Source organism: Stenotrophomonas sp. YJH_SMC_19, from assembly GCF_059367915.1.
The window spans coordinates 1-15,687 of sequence record NZ_JCAFRI010000028.1; the positions used below are offsets into that span (position 1 = coordinate 1).

The following is a 15,687-nucleotide window of genomic DNA, read 5'->3' on the forward strand; positions in this document are numbered from 1 at the left end:
TTGACCGATGTGGAGGTCTTGCAGGCCTCTTTGGCGACCTGCAGTTTGAAACGTGCGTCATATCTGTTCATGTATCCCTCGGGGTTGGATCTGACGTCCAACTCCCGGGGGTCACTTCAAGGATGGGTTTACGGCGTCCCCCGCAACCGGACCCACCCCGCCATCCCCCAGGAAACCCGCTTTTGCCGTTGCTCTGGCGTTTGCCGTTGATTCGGCGGGTGCAGGGCGCAGCCCTGCCGAACCCCAACCCCCGTACTTGCAACGGTCATCATCCCGGTCCACACTTCGTTGCCGATCTGAAGACGGCAACGATGACCCACAAGATCCCCCTGTTGATCGACACCGACCCCGGTGTGGACGACGCCCTGGCCCTGCTGATGGCCTTTGCCGACGAACGGCATGACGTGGTCGCCCTGACCATCGCCGCCGGCAACGTCGGCCTGCAGTACACCGTCCGCAACGCCCTCAAGCTCTGCGACATCGTCGGCCGCACCGACGTACCGGTGTTTGCCGGTAGCCCGGATCCGCTGCTGCATCCCTCCGTTGACGCTGCCCACGTGCATGGCCGTGACGGCTACGGCGACGTGGACCTGCCGCCGCCGAGCCGCCAGGCTGAAGCCGAGCACGCTGCACTGGCCATCCTGCGCCTGTCGCATGAGCACGCCGGCGAACTGATGCTGGTGATGCTGGGCCCGCTGACCAACCTTGCCCTGGCACTGAAGCTGGACCCGACCCTGCCCGAGCGCATCAAGCGCATCGTGGTGATGGGCGGCGCGGTCACCTGCCACGGCAACATTACCCCGGCGGCCGAATTCAACATTGCGTTCGACCCGGAAGCGGCGCACGTGGTGTTCACCTCGTTCAAGCACCTGCTGGTGTCGGACTGGGAGGCCACCGTCGCCCATGGCTTGCCGCTGCAGGACGCCGAGAAGTGGCTGCAGGCCGATTCCGATCGCGCCCGCTTCTACGAACTGATCTCGCGCAAGACCCGTGGCCTGTCCGAAGACAGCAAGGGCGGGCGCTGGTACACCGCCGATGCGGTGGCCATGGCCTGGGCGCTGAACCCCGAAGGGCAGCTGCGGGTCGAGTCGCGCCCGCTGAACGTGGAGCTGAACGGCACGTTCAGCCGCGGCGCCACCATCGTCGATTGGAACCGCCAGACCGGCCAGCCGGACAACTGCGATCTGCTGATGGCCTACGACCAGCAGCGTTTCGAGGCCCTGGTGCGCCAGGCCCTGGGTGCGGACTGACGTCGATTGACCGGCACCGGTTGCCCCGGGCGGCAACCGGTGCTTATAATGCCGCTCTTGACCACCAGCCCATTTACGGTGTGAGCCCATGAAGGCCGATATCCATCCGAACTACCGCGACGTCGTCTTCCATGACGTCACCTCCGATTTCAAGATCCTGACCCGCTCGACCATGGCGACGAAGGAAACCATCCAGTGGGAAGACGGCAACGAATACCCGCTGGTCAAGGTTGAAATTTCCTCGGCTTCGCACCCGTTCTACACGGGCAAGCACAAGGTCATCGACACCTCGGGCCGTATCGACAAGTTCCAGAAGCGCTACGCGCGCTGATCTGTCGATCCAGCTTCGAACCAACGGCCGCGCTCTGCGCGGCCGTTTGTTTTTCCCCAACGCCAACCCAACGGGCGTTTGGATGGGCGGAACACTGCGTTCGTGTGACAACGCTTTTGCCGATCCGGGCCGCTCAACGGCCGGTGTCTGGCTGCCTGTCGTATACGACTTCTGTCTAGCGCCGGGCAAATGCTGCTGTGCGATAATGACCTGATCCCCGGCACAGGCCGAGGACGTCATTCACGTGCCTGACCAATGCGCTTGGGCAGGCGCCTTCCCATGAAGGAGCGCACACAGTGTCCGATCTTGATCAGGTCACGCTCAACGCCGGCGACAAGTCGGTCGTTCTGCCCGTCATCAAACCCACCCTTGGCAACGACTGCGTCGACATCGCGAAGCTGACCAAGGAAACGGGGTTCTTCACCTACGATTCCGGCTTCACCGCGACGGCCAGCTGCAAGTCCGCCATCACCTACATCGACGGCGACAAGGGCGTGCTGCTGTACCGTGGCTACCCGATCGAACAGCTGTCGGAAAAGTCGAGCTACGTCGAAGTGGCCTACCTGCTGATCAACGGCGAGCGCCCGAGCGCCGAGCAGCTGAAGGCCTTCACCGATGAGCTGACCGCCGAAGCCAACGTCGATGAGTCGATCAACACCCTGATCGGCAGCTTCGCCAAGGATGCCCATCCGATGGCCATCCTGGCCGCTGCGATCGCGCAGCTGTCGGCCATCTACCACGACTCGCTGGACCTGTCCGACGCCGAACAGCGCCGCCAGGCCGCCGTGCGCCTGATCGCCAAGGTGCCGACCCTGTCGGCGCTGATCTACCGCCACGGCAAGGGCCTGCCGGCCAACAAGCCGGACACCTCGCTGGACTACGTCAGCCGCTTCCTGAAGCAGACCTTCGAGTCGGCTGACGGCCAGTACGACCTGAACCCGGACGTGGTGAAGGCGCTGGACCTGCTGTTCATCCTGCACGCCGACCACGAGCAGAACGCCTCGACCTCGACGGTACGTTTAGTCGGTTCGACCGGTGCCAACCCGTACGCGTCGGTCGCTGCGGGTGTCACCGCGCTGTGGGGTCCGGCCCACGGTGGTGCCAACGAAGCCGTGCTGAAGATGCTGGAAGAAATCGGCAGCGCCGACAACGTCGAGTCCGCCGTGGTCAAGGCCAAGGACAAGACCTCCGGCTTCCGCCTGATGGGCTTCGGCCACCGCGTCTACAAGAACTTCGACCCGCGCGCCAAGGTCATCGGTGAGATGACCAGCAAGGTGCTCAAGCAGCTGGGCGTGCAGGATCCGCTGCTGGACGTGGCCGTGAAGCTGGAACAGGCCGCCCTGCAGGACGAGTACTTCGTCGCCCGCAAGCTGTACCCGAACGTCGATTTCTACAGCGGCATCATCTACAAGGCGCTGCAGATCCCGACCGAAATGTTCACCGTCATGTTCGCCCTGGGCCGTACCTCCGGCTGGGTCTCGCATTGGCTGGAACAGCAGGTTGATCCGGAAATGAAGATCGGCCGTCCGCGCCAGGTCTACACCGGCAGCGACGTGCGCGACTACCAGGGCTGATCGCCCCGCGTGAGTCGTGAGAAGAACGCCCCGCATCCGCGGGGCGTTTTTTTTGGAGCGGACCTGGTGGGTGCGGACCGTTGGTCCGCACGATTTCGGCGCCCGCGAAAAATCATCCACGCACGGCGCGGATCTACCACCGCAACCGCCTTCGGTAGGTGCCAACCTTGGTTGGCACGCTTTCCCATCCACGCACGGCGCGGATCTACCGCCGCACCCGCCTTCGGTAGGTGCCAACCTTGGTTGGCACGCGCTTTACCGCGCCAAGACCGCGTGATTCAAGGGTCTCGCCAGCTTCACAAGCGCTCGCGCAGCCTCAGGACGCCAGCTGCATCCGCAGCACCTGAAATGGAGCGTCCATCCCGATGAGTACCCGATTCGACCCACCCGAGCGCGGACCGCTCGGCCCTGACGTCGCCGCCGTCGTCACCGCCCCGATCGTCGCCCCTCCCAGCGAAAGCGCCGTTTCCTGGGGCGCGATCTTCGCTGGCGCCACCGCTGCCGCTGCACTCTCCCTCATCCTGCTGATCCTCGGTGTTGGCCTCGGCCTGTCGTCGGTGTCGCCATGGTCGTTCGAAGGCGTCAGCAAAGAGACCTTCGGTTGGTCCAGCATCATCTGGCTCACCTTCACCGCATTGGCCGCGTCCGGCCTGGGTGGCTATCTGGCGGGCCGCCTGCGTACCAAGTGGACGCAGATCCATGGCGATGAAACCTATTTCCGCGATACCGCGCATGGCTTCGTGTCGTGGGCCGTCGCCACGCTGCTGACCGCGGGCTTGCTCACATCGGCAATCGGTGGCGTGCTGGGCGCCGGCGCAAAGGTGGCCGGTGCCGCCGCGGGCGTTGCCGCATCCACGGCCGGCGTTGCTGCCGCGGGCGCGGGCAGCACTGCCGCGGCGGCCCCGGAAGGCGACCTCAACTACTGGGTGGATTCACTGTTCCGCAACGCTGCCGATGCGGGTCCGGCAGCTGCAGGCGCGCCGCCGGCCCCGGGCGCGCCTGATGCAGCGTCCGGCGTAGCGGCGACAGATCCGGCCCCACCGCCGCCGGCTGCAAGCGTCGGGCCGCGCGATGTGCGCGTAGGCCTGCCGCCGCGCCCGATGCCGGGTAATGGCCCGATGGGTGACCGCCGCGAAGTGCGTGCCGAAGTGAACCGCATCATCGTCAACAGCCTGCAGGGCGATGGCCTGGATCCGGCCGACACCCAGTACCTGGCGCAGCTGATCGCGCGCGAAACCGGCATGAGCCCGGCCGAAGCGCAGGCGCGCGTGACCGATGTGCAGACGCGCATGCGTGCGGCGCTGGAGAAGGCCAGGAACACCGCCAAGCAGGCCGCCGACGATGCCCGAAAGGCGACCGCCTATGCCGCGTTGTGGCTGTTCATCACCCTGCTGATCGGTGCGTTCTTCGCCAGCCTCAGCGCCACCTGGGGCGGCCGCCGCCGCGATCTGTAAACCGCCTTCCACGCAAGGAGACCTGCAATGAAAATGATTCTGCTCTGGTTGTTGGGTGTACCGATTCCGCTGCTGATCCTGTACGCGATCTTCTTCTGATCGTGCGCCAACGCGATGTCTCATCAGGCCGCCGAAGGGCGGCCTGATGCCATCCAGCAGATCCACGCCATGCGTGGATGACCCGCTGTAGAGTCGAGCCGTACTCGACTCACGCGCGCAGCGTGTGTGCTTCGCGCAGTATCGGAAGAGCAGTCGACTAACAGCCGACTCTACAAACCCAAGGCAATGAGGTTTATTGCATTCAAGCAGTGAGGGAGTTTGCATAACCCTCAAACATTGAGCGCCTTCAAGAATCCTCCTTAACCTCCAACGTTTTAGGAATGCTTGAATGGCCTGCATGGCAATGGATTCCTAACATTCTCTCCGTCGCCCGCAACCACCTCTGCGGGCGGCGCCTCCCTCCCTTTCTCCTTAGGGGAGGGGGGCTTTCATATTCCCCCTGTCCGAGAGAGACACCCATGCACGCCATTATCAAGAAGGCCGCGCTCGCTGCAGCGCTGGCCACTGCTTCGCTGTCCGCGCACGCCGTGGAAACCAAGATCTCCGTCTACGCCGACGTCGACCCGACCCTGGCGCTGCTGCGCGATGACGGCACCCCGCTGCCGGACATGGTCACCCTGACCCACGATCCGCTGCGTGGCCTGATTCCGAACACGCAGCGCGTGCGTATCCATTCCAACGATGACAAGGCGGATATCGAAGCGCGTATCGATGGCAGCTTCTTCCTGGCCAACGAGACCGGCACCGTGACCGTGCCGATGACCATCAGCCTGAACAACCGCGCGCTGGGTGCAGCCGCCAGCGAGTACAAGGCCGCTGACCTGTTCAACGGTGCGGGCTCGACCCCGGGCGCCTCGATCTCGATGCCGCTGACCATCGCACAGACCACGCCGGCGCCGATCCTCACCAAGGGCGCGTACAGCGGCCTGGTCAACGTCGTGCTGAACCAGAAGGCGGCTACGCCGTAATCCCCCGCGCCGGCCCGCATCCCGGGCCGGCCGCTTGCAGCGGTGCCCCCATGACCCTACACGCCCCCGCCGTCACCCGGCTGGCGGTCGCGCTCGCCCTGGCGTTGTCCACTCCGCTGGCGGCCGCGCGCGGCGTCCCGCCCGGTTTTGAAGATCTGGTCGAAGGCCAGACCGAACAACTCGACATCCAGCTGTTCGGCCGCTCGGCCGGGCTGTCGCCGGTGCGCGTGACCCTGGAGCACGTGCAGCTGGAAGATCCCGCGCGCGTGCTGCAGTCACTGGACCTGCCTGCCGAGGCGCAGGCCGCCCTGCTGCCTGCGCTGTCGCAGCCGCTGCCGCGCAACAGCCATCTGGCCTGCCGCTTCGGTGGTGCCAGCGCCGGCTGCGGCTACATCGATCCGCCGGAAGCTCCCGACGAGGTGCGCGCGCTGTATGACGAAGGCGAGGGCGCGGTGCGCTTGTTCGTGGCGCGCCAGTGGATTCCCGGCAAGCCTGCCGCCGAGCGTTTCCACACGGTCACCGCCAATGCCGAGAACGCGTTCCTGCATCAGCAGACGCTCAACCTCAGTGGTGGCCGTGACTACCAGTCGCTGTCGGCACGCGGCGTCGGCACGCTGGGCCTGTTCGATCGCGGCCACCTGTCGGCCGAGTGGTACTACAACCAGCAGCGCTATCGCAGCCACAGCGACGACGATTTCCAGTTCGACAACGTCTATTACCGCCACGACCTGGGGCCGGCGCACTACCTGCAGGCCGGGCGCATGGACCGCCGCAACCTGTCCAGCCCGCAGGGCGGCACCTTCAGCTTCAGCATGCTGCCGCTGGACCGCTTCCAGGGCGCACGCCTGGGTACCACCCAGGCCTATGTGGACACCGACGCGGCGGTGCAGGCCAGCCCGCTGACCGTGCTGCTGGCGCGCGATGCGCGGGTGGACGTGTTCGATGGCGAGCGCCTGCTGCAGACCTTCTACCTGCAGGCCGGCATCAACCAGATCGACACCCGCAATTTCCCGTTCGGCAACTACCTGGTCCGCATGCGCATCTACGAGGACGGTGTGCTGGTGCGCACCGAGGAGGCGCCCTTCGACAAGGGCGGCGACTGGACCAACAGCCAGTGGCAATGGTTCGTGCAGGGTGGCCACCGCAGCGAACGCCGCAGCGATGCTTTCGATGGCGAGCGTATCGCGATGGCGGGCGTGCGCGTGCCGTTGGGCCGCGACGCGGCGATGACCGCCGGTGCCGCCACGTTCGGCGGGCACCGCTACGGCGAGCTCCGCCTGGACCTGCGCCGGGTGATGGCCACGCAGGAAGTACGCGCCACCTTCAGCGGCATGCGTGGCAGCGACGGCAGCAACGGGCAGCAGCACCAGCTGTCGTACCGGCGCACGGCGTCGTGGAATCTCTACCAGCAGCGCATGCGTGGCAAGGCCTGCCAGTTCGAGGCCGAGGCGCGCGACCAGTTGGGGTGCACCAACGCGCTCAGTGGTTCGATGTCGCTGCCGCTGGCGGGCGGCAATGTTTACGTGGGCTACACCCGGCGCCAGACCTGGCGCACCGGCTGGTATCGGCCGGAGTTCGAGCAGGATCCGTCGTTCGGGCTCGAGCCGCTGTTGCCGCCGGGGCCGTTGGAACCGCGCCGCGAGCCGCTGCTCAGCCGCACCTGGCAGGCCAGCTTCAGCCGCAGCCATCGCTGGCAGGATTTCAGCGTCTCCACGCGCGTGGGCGTGTGGCGGCAGAACAGCACCGACAGCGTGCGTGGCAGCACCGAGCGCGACCGTGGCATCTACGTCAACCTCAGCCTGAGCCGTCGGCACCGCAGCGCTGCCGGTGATGGGCAGCGCCGCTATGCCGTGGATGTGCGCCAGCCGCAGCATCAGCGCCCGGCGATCGACTACAGCATTGGCCAGAGCCTGCGCCAGGAACTGGATACGCAGTATCGCGAGCTGTCCGGCGAGCTGCGCGCCAACAACAACGAGCGCTACAGCGCTTCACTGGGCGGCCAGCTGCAGAATGGCATCGGCCACACCAGCGCCAGCGTGGCGCGCTACCAGCAGCGTGGCCGCAGCGAGACCGGCTACAGCGGCGCACACAATTCCGGCTTCGCGCTTGGTCGTCGCGGCTTCTACTGGAGCGGTGCCAACGGCGCCGACGCCGGCCTTGCCGTGCAGGTGGCCGATACCGATGACGCCGACCTGCGCGGCGTGGCCGCCGAACTGCAGGTGGGCGGACTGCGCAGGCAACGCCTGCAGATCGGCGAACGCCGGTTGCTGCCACTACCGGCCTATCAATCGCAACGTGCCGAAGTGCAGGACGCCAGCACGCTGGACAGCATCGCCGCCATCCGCGTGACCGGCGTGGGCGGTGCACGGCCGATGTTCCTCACGCCCGGCAAGCTGATGCGCATGCCGGTGCCGATCGAAGTGACCTACACCTTCATCGGCCATGCCCGCGACCTGGCCGGTGTGCCGCTGGGCGGCGCCCGCATTCTCAACGCGCCGGTGCCCGGCACCAGCGCCAACGGCGGCTTCGTTGCCGATTTCCCGCGTCGCGAAACGACGCTGTACCTGTTGCAGGACGACCGCCTGCTGCACTGCCCGCTGCAGGTGCGCGAGCGCCGCCAGGTGGTGCTGCTGGTCGGTGCCGTGCACTGCGAGCCGCTGGCCGTGGCCCAGCTGCCGGCCGAAATCCGCCAGCAGGCCCGCGTGACCCGCCTGCTGCAGGAACGCGCGTTGATTGCCGCCACGCCCCGGACCGCTGCTGCAGGAGGTACGCCATGAACCGGCGTTGGATGTTCGTGTTGATGCTGGTGTGTGCGCCGGTGCTGGTGATGCCGCGGGCGTGGGCGCAGTGGCCGCCAGAAACGCATCCGGCCGACCAGAGCCGGGACATCGTGATGAGCTGGGATCGCTCGGCGGTACCCGGTGATGTGGAGTTGTGGGCGCCGCGGACGGTGCTGGGATTCAGTCACGACCTGGCGCTGAAGTATGGGCAGATCCATGTGGTTTGTGGGTCGAGCTCCGACTCCGAACTCGGCCGTTGTCCTACTGATGGGGTGATAGACCAAGATCTTGGGAGAACACAGATCGTCCTGCGAGCAGTGGAGCAGCGAACCGGCCTTCGGGCAGAGATAGGTGCAGTGGGCTTCATGCAGAGAATTATGTCGGGCCGAGTTTGCACCAGCGATTTTTGGAACAGTTCGGAGCGAAATCTCTATGAGGCACTTTGGTTTCAGTGCCCACCAAATGATCCGCTTGGAACCGGAGTTCAGCTGACACTCCCTGAGACTGAAATTGCACGGCTCGTCGCAGGCCACTGGAAGGCCACGATGCGCCTGAACATCAAGGCCGATCCCGCCGCAGCACCTGTCGCCACAGCCACCTTCAACTTCGATTTCACCGTCACCGACTACGACGCGATCTCGATCTACTTCCCGACCTTCGACACCGTCGCGCCGCTGGTCAATCTCGATCTGCGCTACGACCCCATCCAGAAGGTGGTGGGTGGCAGGAAACAGCTGGATATGTGCCTGTACGACGGCCTGGGTTCGCAGAGCGAATACCTCGACGTCACGGTTCGCGACAGCGGTCCACGCCCACCTGCAGGGTCGGACTTCTCGCTCTGGCACCGCGATGGCGGCAGCGATGCCAGCCAGCGCCTGGACTACCGGGTCCACCTGGACTACGGCGGCCACCGCCTGGCGATGAAGCACAACGTCAAGCAGCAGCTGCGCGGCATCGACAGCGCACAGCTGCGGCTGGTGATGCTGCCGGGCATCAGCCAGCCGGTGTACTGCGTGCCGACGCCGCTGACCCTGGAAACACCGCCCACCCCGATCGCCAGCCAGCGCCCCGGCCTGTACGAGGGCGAGCTGACCGTGGTGCTCGATGTCCCCACTGCCAAACCCTGATCCCGAGGAGCCTGCCATGAAGAAGCTGCTGTTCTGCCTGCTGCCGGTGAGCGCCCTGCTTGCACTGCCGGCACACGCCAACCTTTCCATTCACCCGATGCGCGCAGCGGTGGATGCCAAGCGCGGCACCCAGATCCGCGTGTACTCGCAGTCGACCATTCCGCAGTACGTGCAGACCCGCCTGCGGCGCATCGTCAATCCCGCCACGCCTGCCGAAGAGGAACAGGAGATGGAAGCCTCGGATGCGGCGATTGCCATCACCCCCGGCAAGTTCGCACTTTCCGGCGGCGGCAACCGGCTGATCCGGGTGATTCCGCTGCAGCAGGTCCAGAAGGAAACGGCCTACCGTCTCTATTTCGAAGGCGTGCGCGGGCCGGATGACGCTCCCCTCGAAGACGGCGAAGGCGCACAGGCAAACATCGGCGTCAGCCTGGTCTGGGGGGCGCTGGTCAACGTCACCCCCGACGACGGTGTGGTGGACCTGCGCCTCCAGGACAACACGCTGCACAACACCGGCACGCTGCGCGTTGGAATCATCGGTGCCGAGGAGTGCACGGCCGCGGGCACCTGCACGCCACACCCCGTGTCGCACAGCCTCTATCCCGATGCCGCACTGACGCTGCCGTTCCAGCTTCAGCCGGGCAACTCGCTGCAACTGCGTTACCGGCTCACCCGCGATGGCTATCGCGAACACGTGCGGACGATCGCGCCGACAACGACTTGAGCCCGCACTTTGCCCGCCCCGTGCCCGGCACGGGGCCTCACTTTCCTTGTCCTGTTAAGGAGAAACACATGAATCGAATCTATCGTCGTATCTGGAATCACGCCAAAGGCTGCTGGGAGGTGGCCAGCGAGTTGACCAGGCCCTGTGGCAGGAAATCGAGCCGCGCAGCTGGCGCCGGTGGACTGCTGATGGTCGCGCTGATGTTGGCGGGCGGAGAGGTGCACGCCAAGACCCGTTACTACATTGGGTGCGATCCCTTCAATCTGGGAAATGGCGAGTTTGTCTCCTGTTCGCCCATTACTGGTTCCTATGAGGACTCCACATTTATCGGCTATGCGTTGAGCAGTGGCCGGAATTCGCTTGGCTACGGTGCAGGCGTGAACATGAAGGGCGACAACACCACCGCTTTTGGTATTGGTGCCCGGATCAACGGCCAGAACAGCGCTGCCTTCGGATTCAAGGCAAGCACCTATGCCGTGGATAGCGTGGCGGTAGGCTACAACGCCAGGACCTCCGCTGATGGCGGCCACAACGTGGCCGTTGGTGCCAATGCCTATGCCGCCTACATTGGTGCCACTGCCTTGGGGAACAAAGCAGAGGCCAGGGCACAAAATGCCATCGCACTCGGCAGCGGCTCGTCGTCGCGTGGCGTGGATGCCCTTGCGCTCGGTGCCAACTCCAGCACTTCGGCTGCGGGTTCGATGGCGGTTGGTGCAAATTCGTCTGCCACCCGCACAAATGCAATCGCCCTGGGATTGAGCTCGGTGGCGCAGCAGGAGAATGCGGTGGCCTTGGGTGCAAGTACGTTCTCAAATGGTGTTGACGGAGTGGCGCTTGGAAGCAGAGCGAGGGTAGACACCGGTGCAGGCACAGGTGGTGTTGCCATCGGGGGCGGTGCCCGTGCGGGAAGCCTGGGCTACACCGGTGCCATCGCCATCGGCGGTGAGAGCCGTGCCCTTACGGACGGCGTTGCCCTGGGCTATGCGGCGTCTGCGTCCGCACAGGGCGCCGTAGCCCTGGGCGTCCGCTCGGTGGCCACGGAAGCCAATACGGTGTCGGTAGGCAGCGCCTCGGTGCGCCGTCGCATCGTGAACGTGGCCGATGGTCGTGTCACCGCGTCCAGCACCGATGCGGTCACCGGCAAGCAGCTGCATGCCATGAACGAGCGGGTTGACGGCATGATCAAGCAGGATTCCGCAGGCGGCATCGTACGCATCGCCAACAGCAACACCGGCTCGGAAGTCAGCATGCGCAACGCGGTGCTGGCCACGCGCAAGGTGAGCGGCGTGTCCGATGGCGCGCTGACGACGACCAGCACCGACGCTGTGAACGGACGCCAGCTCAACACGACCAATGGCAATGTCACCAAGGCGCAGACCGCTGCGGATGTGGCCAAGGCTGATGCCAGCAAGGCGCTGGCCCAGGTCACCACGGTGACCGGCCTGATCGGCCAGACTTCGTCCACCAGCAGTGTCCGCTTGGGCGAGAAGAACAGCGGCATCTCGCTGGATGTCCGCAACAGTGCCAATGCCAACCGCAAGGTGACCGGTGTGGCCGATGCCACGCTGAGCACCTCCAGCACGGAAGCGGTGACCGGCAGGCAGTTGAACACGACCAATGAGAATGTTGCCAAGGCACAGACCGCTGCGGGAGAGGCCAAATCTGATGCGAGCAACGCGCTGACTCAGGTGGTGACGCTGGGCGGCCTGGTGGGGCAGGTGTCGGCAACCGGCAATGTCCGCCTGGGCGAGAAGAACAGCGGAACGGTGTTGGATGTGCGCAATAGCGCGAATGCGAATCGAAAGCTGACTGGTGTGGCCGACGGCACGCTGAGCACGTCCAGTGCTGAAGCGGTGACCGGCAGGCAGTTGAACACGACCAACGAGAATGTCGCCAAAGCACAGGCCGCTGCGGACACCGCCAAGGTGGAAGCAGGCAAGGCACTGGCTCAGGCGGTGACGCTGGGTGGCCTGGTGGGACAGGTGTCGGCAACCGGCAATGTTCGCTTGGGTGAGAAGAACAGCGGAACGGTGTTGGATGTGCGTAACAGTGCAAATATGAACCGGAGAGTCAGTGGTCTTGAAGACGCCCGTCTGAGTGAGCGAAGCGACGATGCGGTTTCCGGAAGGCAGTTGTATATGACTAATGGGCGGGTGTCAGCATTGGAGGACCTGAATCAGTACATGAGTATTGGCATAGACGAGTTCAGCGCTCGCGCGGAGGCGGGAATGCTCGGCGTTGCTATTGGGGATTCAGCAAAAACCGGTGCTGACGGTGGCGTGGCCGTTGGGGCATTCTCGACTGCTCTGGGCGTGAACTCTGTGGCAGTTGGACGTGGATCTTGGGTCGAAAAAGACGCCGCAGGCGGGTTTGCAATGGGCGCTGGCGCGCAGGTGAGGGCAAGGAATGGGATATCTATCGGCGAGAGTGCGATGGTCTTGAACGGTGCTGATGGATCCCTGGCACTTGGGACCGGCTCGGTAGCTACCGAATTTGGAACCGCATCCTTTGGCAGCGCAGGCAAAGGGCGGCGATTGGTGAACGTCGATCGCGGAACAGAAGGCCACAATGCGGTTGTCGTCTCTCAGCTCCGTGAATCTCTGTATGCACTAGGCGCGGGTGCGGGCATGGACGCCAGCGGCGACGTCGTCGCCCCGACCTACGCGGTGCAGGGCGGAGCCCAACACACCGTCGAGGATGCGCTGATGGCACTCGATGGTGCAGTCATCACCGCAGGTCGCCGCGCAGGCAAGGTGGAAGATCAGCTCAGCTCGATCTTCCAGGATTCGCCGTCGGCCCGTGCCGATGGCATGAACCAGATCGCGCTCAGTGGCGCGAACGGCATGGTGCTGAGCAACTTGGCTGACGGACGAGTGGCGCCAGGAAGCCGTGATGCCGTGACCGGTAGCCAGTTGTACGCGGCAGAGCAGAAGATCTCGCAGAATCGGAATGATCTGGAGGCGATGCGTAAGGAGAAGGAGATGGGGCAGGAGGCGATGCGTGGATTGGACGCCAGCGTTATCGACTACGGCGGTGCGCGTTTGACTGGCGTGGCCGATGGTTCAGTCTCTGCGGATAGTCACGACGTGGTCACCGGTCGCCAGTTGTTTGGCGTCAGTGAGCGAGTATCCAATATTGAGAGTCAAGGGCGTTTTCTGAAGATCAGTACAGATGAGCTAAGCAAAGATGCATTTGCTGGCTTCTTGGGCGTGGCAATAGGTGATTCCGCATACACAGGCTCTGATGGAGGCACGGCGCTTGGTGCCTATGCGACGGCGCTTGGCGTTAACTCTGTTGCCCTCGGTCGTGGCTCGGCAGTTTCAATCGACGCGCCTAACGGTTTCGCCGTCGGTGCGGGATCTCAAGTGCACTCCGCACGAGGCATTGCGATCGGGCTTGGGGCAATGGTTGATTCAGAGGCGACGGGTTCTTTGGCCCTTGGCGCCGGCTCCGCTGCTACGGAAGTTGGAGTTGCTTCATTCGGCAACCCCGCGGCGCAACGTCGCTTGATAAACATCGCCAACGGCACCGCCAACCACAACGCCGCCACCGTCGGCCAGTTGCGCGGCGCGCTGTCCGCGCTCGGCGGTGAAGTCGATGCCAACGGCAACATCGTCGGCCCCAGCTTCGCCGTGCAGGGCCAGTCCCAGTCCACGCTCAATGGTGCATTGGAAGCGCTCGACGGCGCAGTGGTCAGCAACCGCTCGCGGGTGAACCAGGTCGAGTCGCAGCTGCGCAGCGTGTTCCAGGACACGCCCTCGGTCCGCGCGGACGGTCTCAACCAGCTCACTCTGGCCGGAACCCACGGCATGGTCATTTCCAACGTTGCCAATGGCCTGATCGCGGCCGGCAGCCGCGACGCGGTCAATGGCGGCCAGCTGCACTCGATGCAGCAGCAGCTCAACGGCCGCATGGACGGGCTGGAGCAGCGCATCGATGCGCCGCAGCCGCAGCCGCAGGCAATGGCGGTGGCTTCAGTGCCCGAACCGGAAGCGCCGGTGCCGCAGGCCGAAGGCGGCCAGCAGGTGGCGTCGGTCGGCGAGGGTGAGAAACCTGCACCGCAGCCGAAGACGAAGGAGGACACCCCGAAGCCCCAGGTCGATACCGCTGAACTGGAGAAGATGCTGGCACGCGCCAACGAGTACACCGATGGGGCGATCAGCAATTTCGAACGTCGCCTGGACAAGATGGACAAGCGTTTCAACCGCATGGCGGCGATGAGCAGCGCACAGACCGCGATGGCGATGAACACCGCCGGCCTGGCCACCTACAACCGCCTGGGTGCGGGCGTGGGCTACAGCGAGGGTGAGTCGGCGATGGCGGTGGGCTACCAGCGTGTGCTCAACGAGAAGGGCTCGGCCACCTTCAGCCTCAATGGCGCGTTCACCAACAGCGGTGAACGCAGCATGGGCGTCGGCGTGGGCATCGGCTGGTAAGCCATGCGGCCCCGGCGTGGTGCGCGTAATGAACCCCGCCGCGCCGGGGTCCTTGCCGAGGAGAAGGCAATGTACAGATGGGTAAGTGGAATCGTCAGCTATCGCACGTTCTATATCTGGCGGGCGCGCTTTCGCTACTACACCCGGAACCTGGACCTGTGGACGCTGATGAGCGGGCTATGCATCGCCGGTCTGCTGCTGGTGCTGTGGTACCTGTGGCAGATGCTGGGCGTGCCGCCGCCGCGCGTGCATCCTCAGGCAGCGGCGCTGCGGATCGAGGGCGTCACCAGCGAGGCGATCCATCGCATCGTGCTGGTGCGCCACGCGGGCCGCACGCCGGGTGCACCGTTCACCACGCCGGAGGAGGTAAGGGCGAGCACGTTGCGCACGATGCGGGTGCGGCAGGTGATGGACAGCGAAGTGGTGTGGCGGCTGAAAGCCGACATGCTGGCGGACATCGCCGACTACATCACCGCCACGGGTGGGTGCGTCCCGTACGACTGCCGACGGATTCGCGCTCGATTGGAGGATGTGCGCAGGGCGGGTGTTGAGAATGCGCAGATCAACACAGCACTGTTGACGATCCTGGAGGTGTCGCTGGACCAGATGCCGTCGTTGGAGGCGGTCGAGCATGAGCGGGTGAAGAGTGGGTGGTCGGATGGGTTCAACGACATCTATGACCAGATCTGGTTGCTGCGGGGCCTGCAGGTCATGCATGCACAGATGATGCGGGAGTATCCGCAGCGAGCCCCAGTACCGTGGCTGCCGCGGCTGCTCAGCGACCCGCTGCGCGATACCCGTTTCGTCTGGTAGCGGGAGCATGATGGGCGCCATCTGCCAGAGCAGGTAGCGCAGCTTTTGTAGAGTCGAGCCGCGCTCGACTGCTCTTCGGCCAGCAATCGATTGCCTGAAGCACGGTGCGGACCAACGGTCCGCACCCACCAAAGGCAGGTACCGCTGCGCTCGCCGGCCATGGGCCGGCG

At 65.0% G+C, this 15,687-nt stretch carries 10 protein-coding genes; all 10 read left to right on the top strand.

Annotation, left to right across the window (positions count from 1 at the left end; translation table 11 throughout):
- Positions 1 to 311 precede the first annotated feature (311 nt).
- Positions 312 to 1,250, top strand: coding sequence for a nucleoside hydrolase (locus AC5P5R_RS20105; RefSeq protein WP_005410872.1), 939 nt, complete (start codon positions 312 to 314; stop codon positions 1,248 to 1,250).
- An 88-nt stretch (positions 1,251 to 1,338) separates the two neighbouring features.
- Positions 1,339 to 1,581 (top strand): type B 50S ribosomal protein L31, encoded by a 243-nt coding sequence (locus AC5P5R_RS20110; protein WP_005410871.1) that lies wholly within the window; start codon positions 1,339 to 1,341, stop codon positions 1,579 to 1,581.
- 296 nt (positions 1,582 to 1,877) lie between these two features.
- Positions 1,878 to 3,155, top strand: a complete 1,278-nt coding sequence (locus AC5P5R_RS20115; protein WP_005410870.1) for a citrate synthase — start codon at positions 1,878 to 1,880, stop codon at positions 3,153 to 3,155.
- A 365-nt stretch (positions 3,156 to 3,520) separates the two neighbouring features.
- Complete coding sequence (locus AC5P5R_RS20120) at positions 3,521 to 4,609, top strand: hypothetical protein (protein ID WP_495226434.1); 1,089 nt, start codon at positions 3,521 to 3,523, stop codon at positions 4,607 to 4,609.
- A 518-nt stretch (positions 4,610 to 5,127) separates the two neighbouring features.
- Positions 5,128 to 5,637, top strand: a complete 510-nt coding sequence (locus tag AC5P5R_RS20125) for a CS1 type fimbrial major subunit (protein ID WP_164281703.1) — start codon at positions 5,128 to 5,130, stop codon at positions 5,635 to 5,637.
- Positions 5,638 to 5,687: 50 nt separating this feature from the next.
- Positions 5,688 to 8,414: a TcfC E-set like domain-containing protein gene (locus tag AC5P5R_RS20130; protein WP_111723036.1), complete on the top strand. Its 2,727-nt coding sequence runs from the start codon at positions 5,688 to 5,690 to the stop codon at positions 8,412 to 8,414.
- Between the two features lie 50 nt (positions 8,415 to 8,464).
- Complete coding sequence (locus AC5P5R_RS20135; protein WP_487251121.1) at positions 8,465 to 9,544, top strand: CblD like pilus biogenesis initiator family protein; 1,080 nt, start codon at positions 8,465 to 8,467, stop codon at positions 9,542 to 9,544.
- Between the two features lie 16 nt (positions 9,545 to 9,560).
- Complete coding sequence (locus tag AC5P5R_RS20140) at positions 9,561 to 10,268, top strand: pilus assembly protein (RefSeq protein ID WP_111723035.1); 708 nt, start codon at positions 9,561 to 9,563, stop codon at positions 10,266 to 10,268.
- 68 nt (positions 10,269 to 10,336) lie between these two features.
- Entirely contained in the window at positions 10,337 to 14,704 is a 4,368-nt protein-coding gene (locus AC5P5R_RS20145; RefSeq protein ID WP_111723034.1) for an ESPR-type extended signal peptide-containing protein, read from the top strand.
- 69 nt (positions 14,705 to 14,773) lie between these two features.
- Positions 14,774 to 15,517: a hypothetical protein gene (locus AC5P5R_RS20150; RefSeq protein WP_060380572.1), complete on the top strand. Its 744-nt coding sequence runs from the start codon at positions 14,774 to 14,776 to the stop codon at positions 15,515 to 15,517.
- The last annotated feature ends 170 nt before the right edge of the window (positions 15,518 to 15,687 follow it).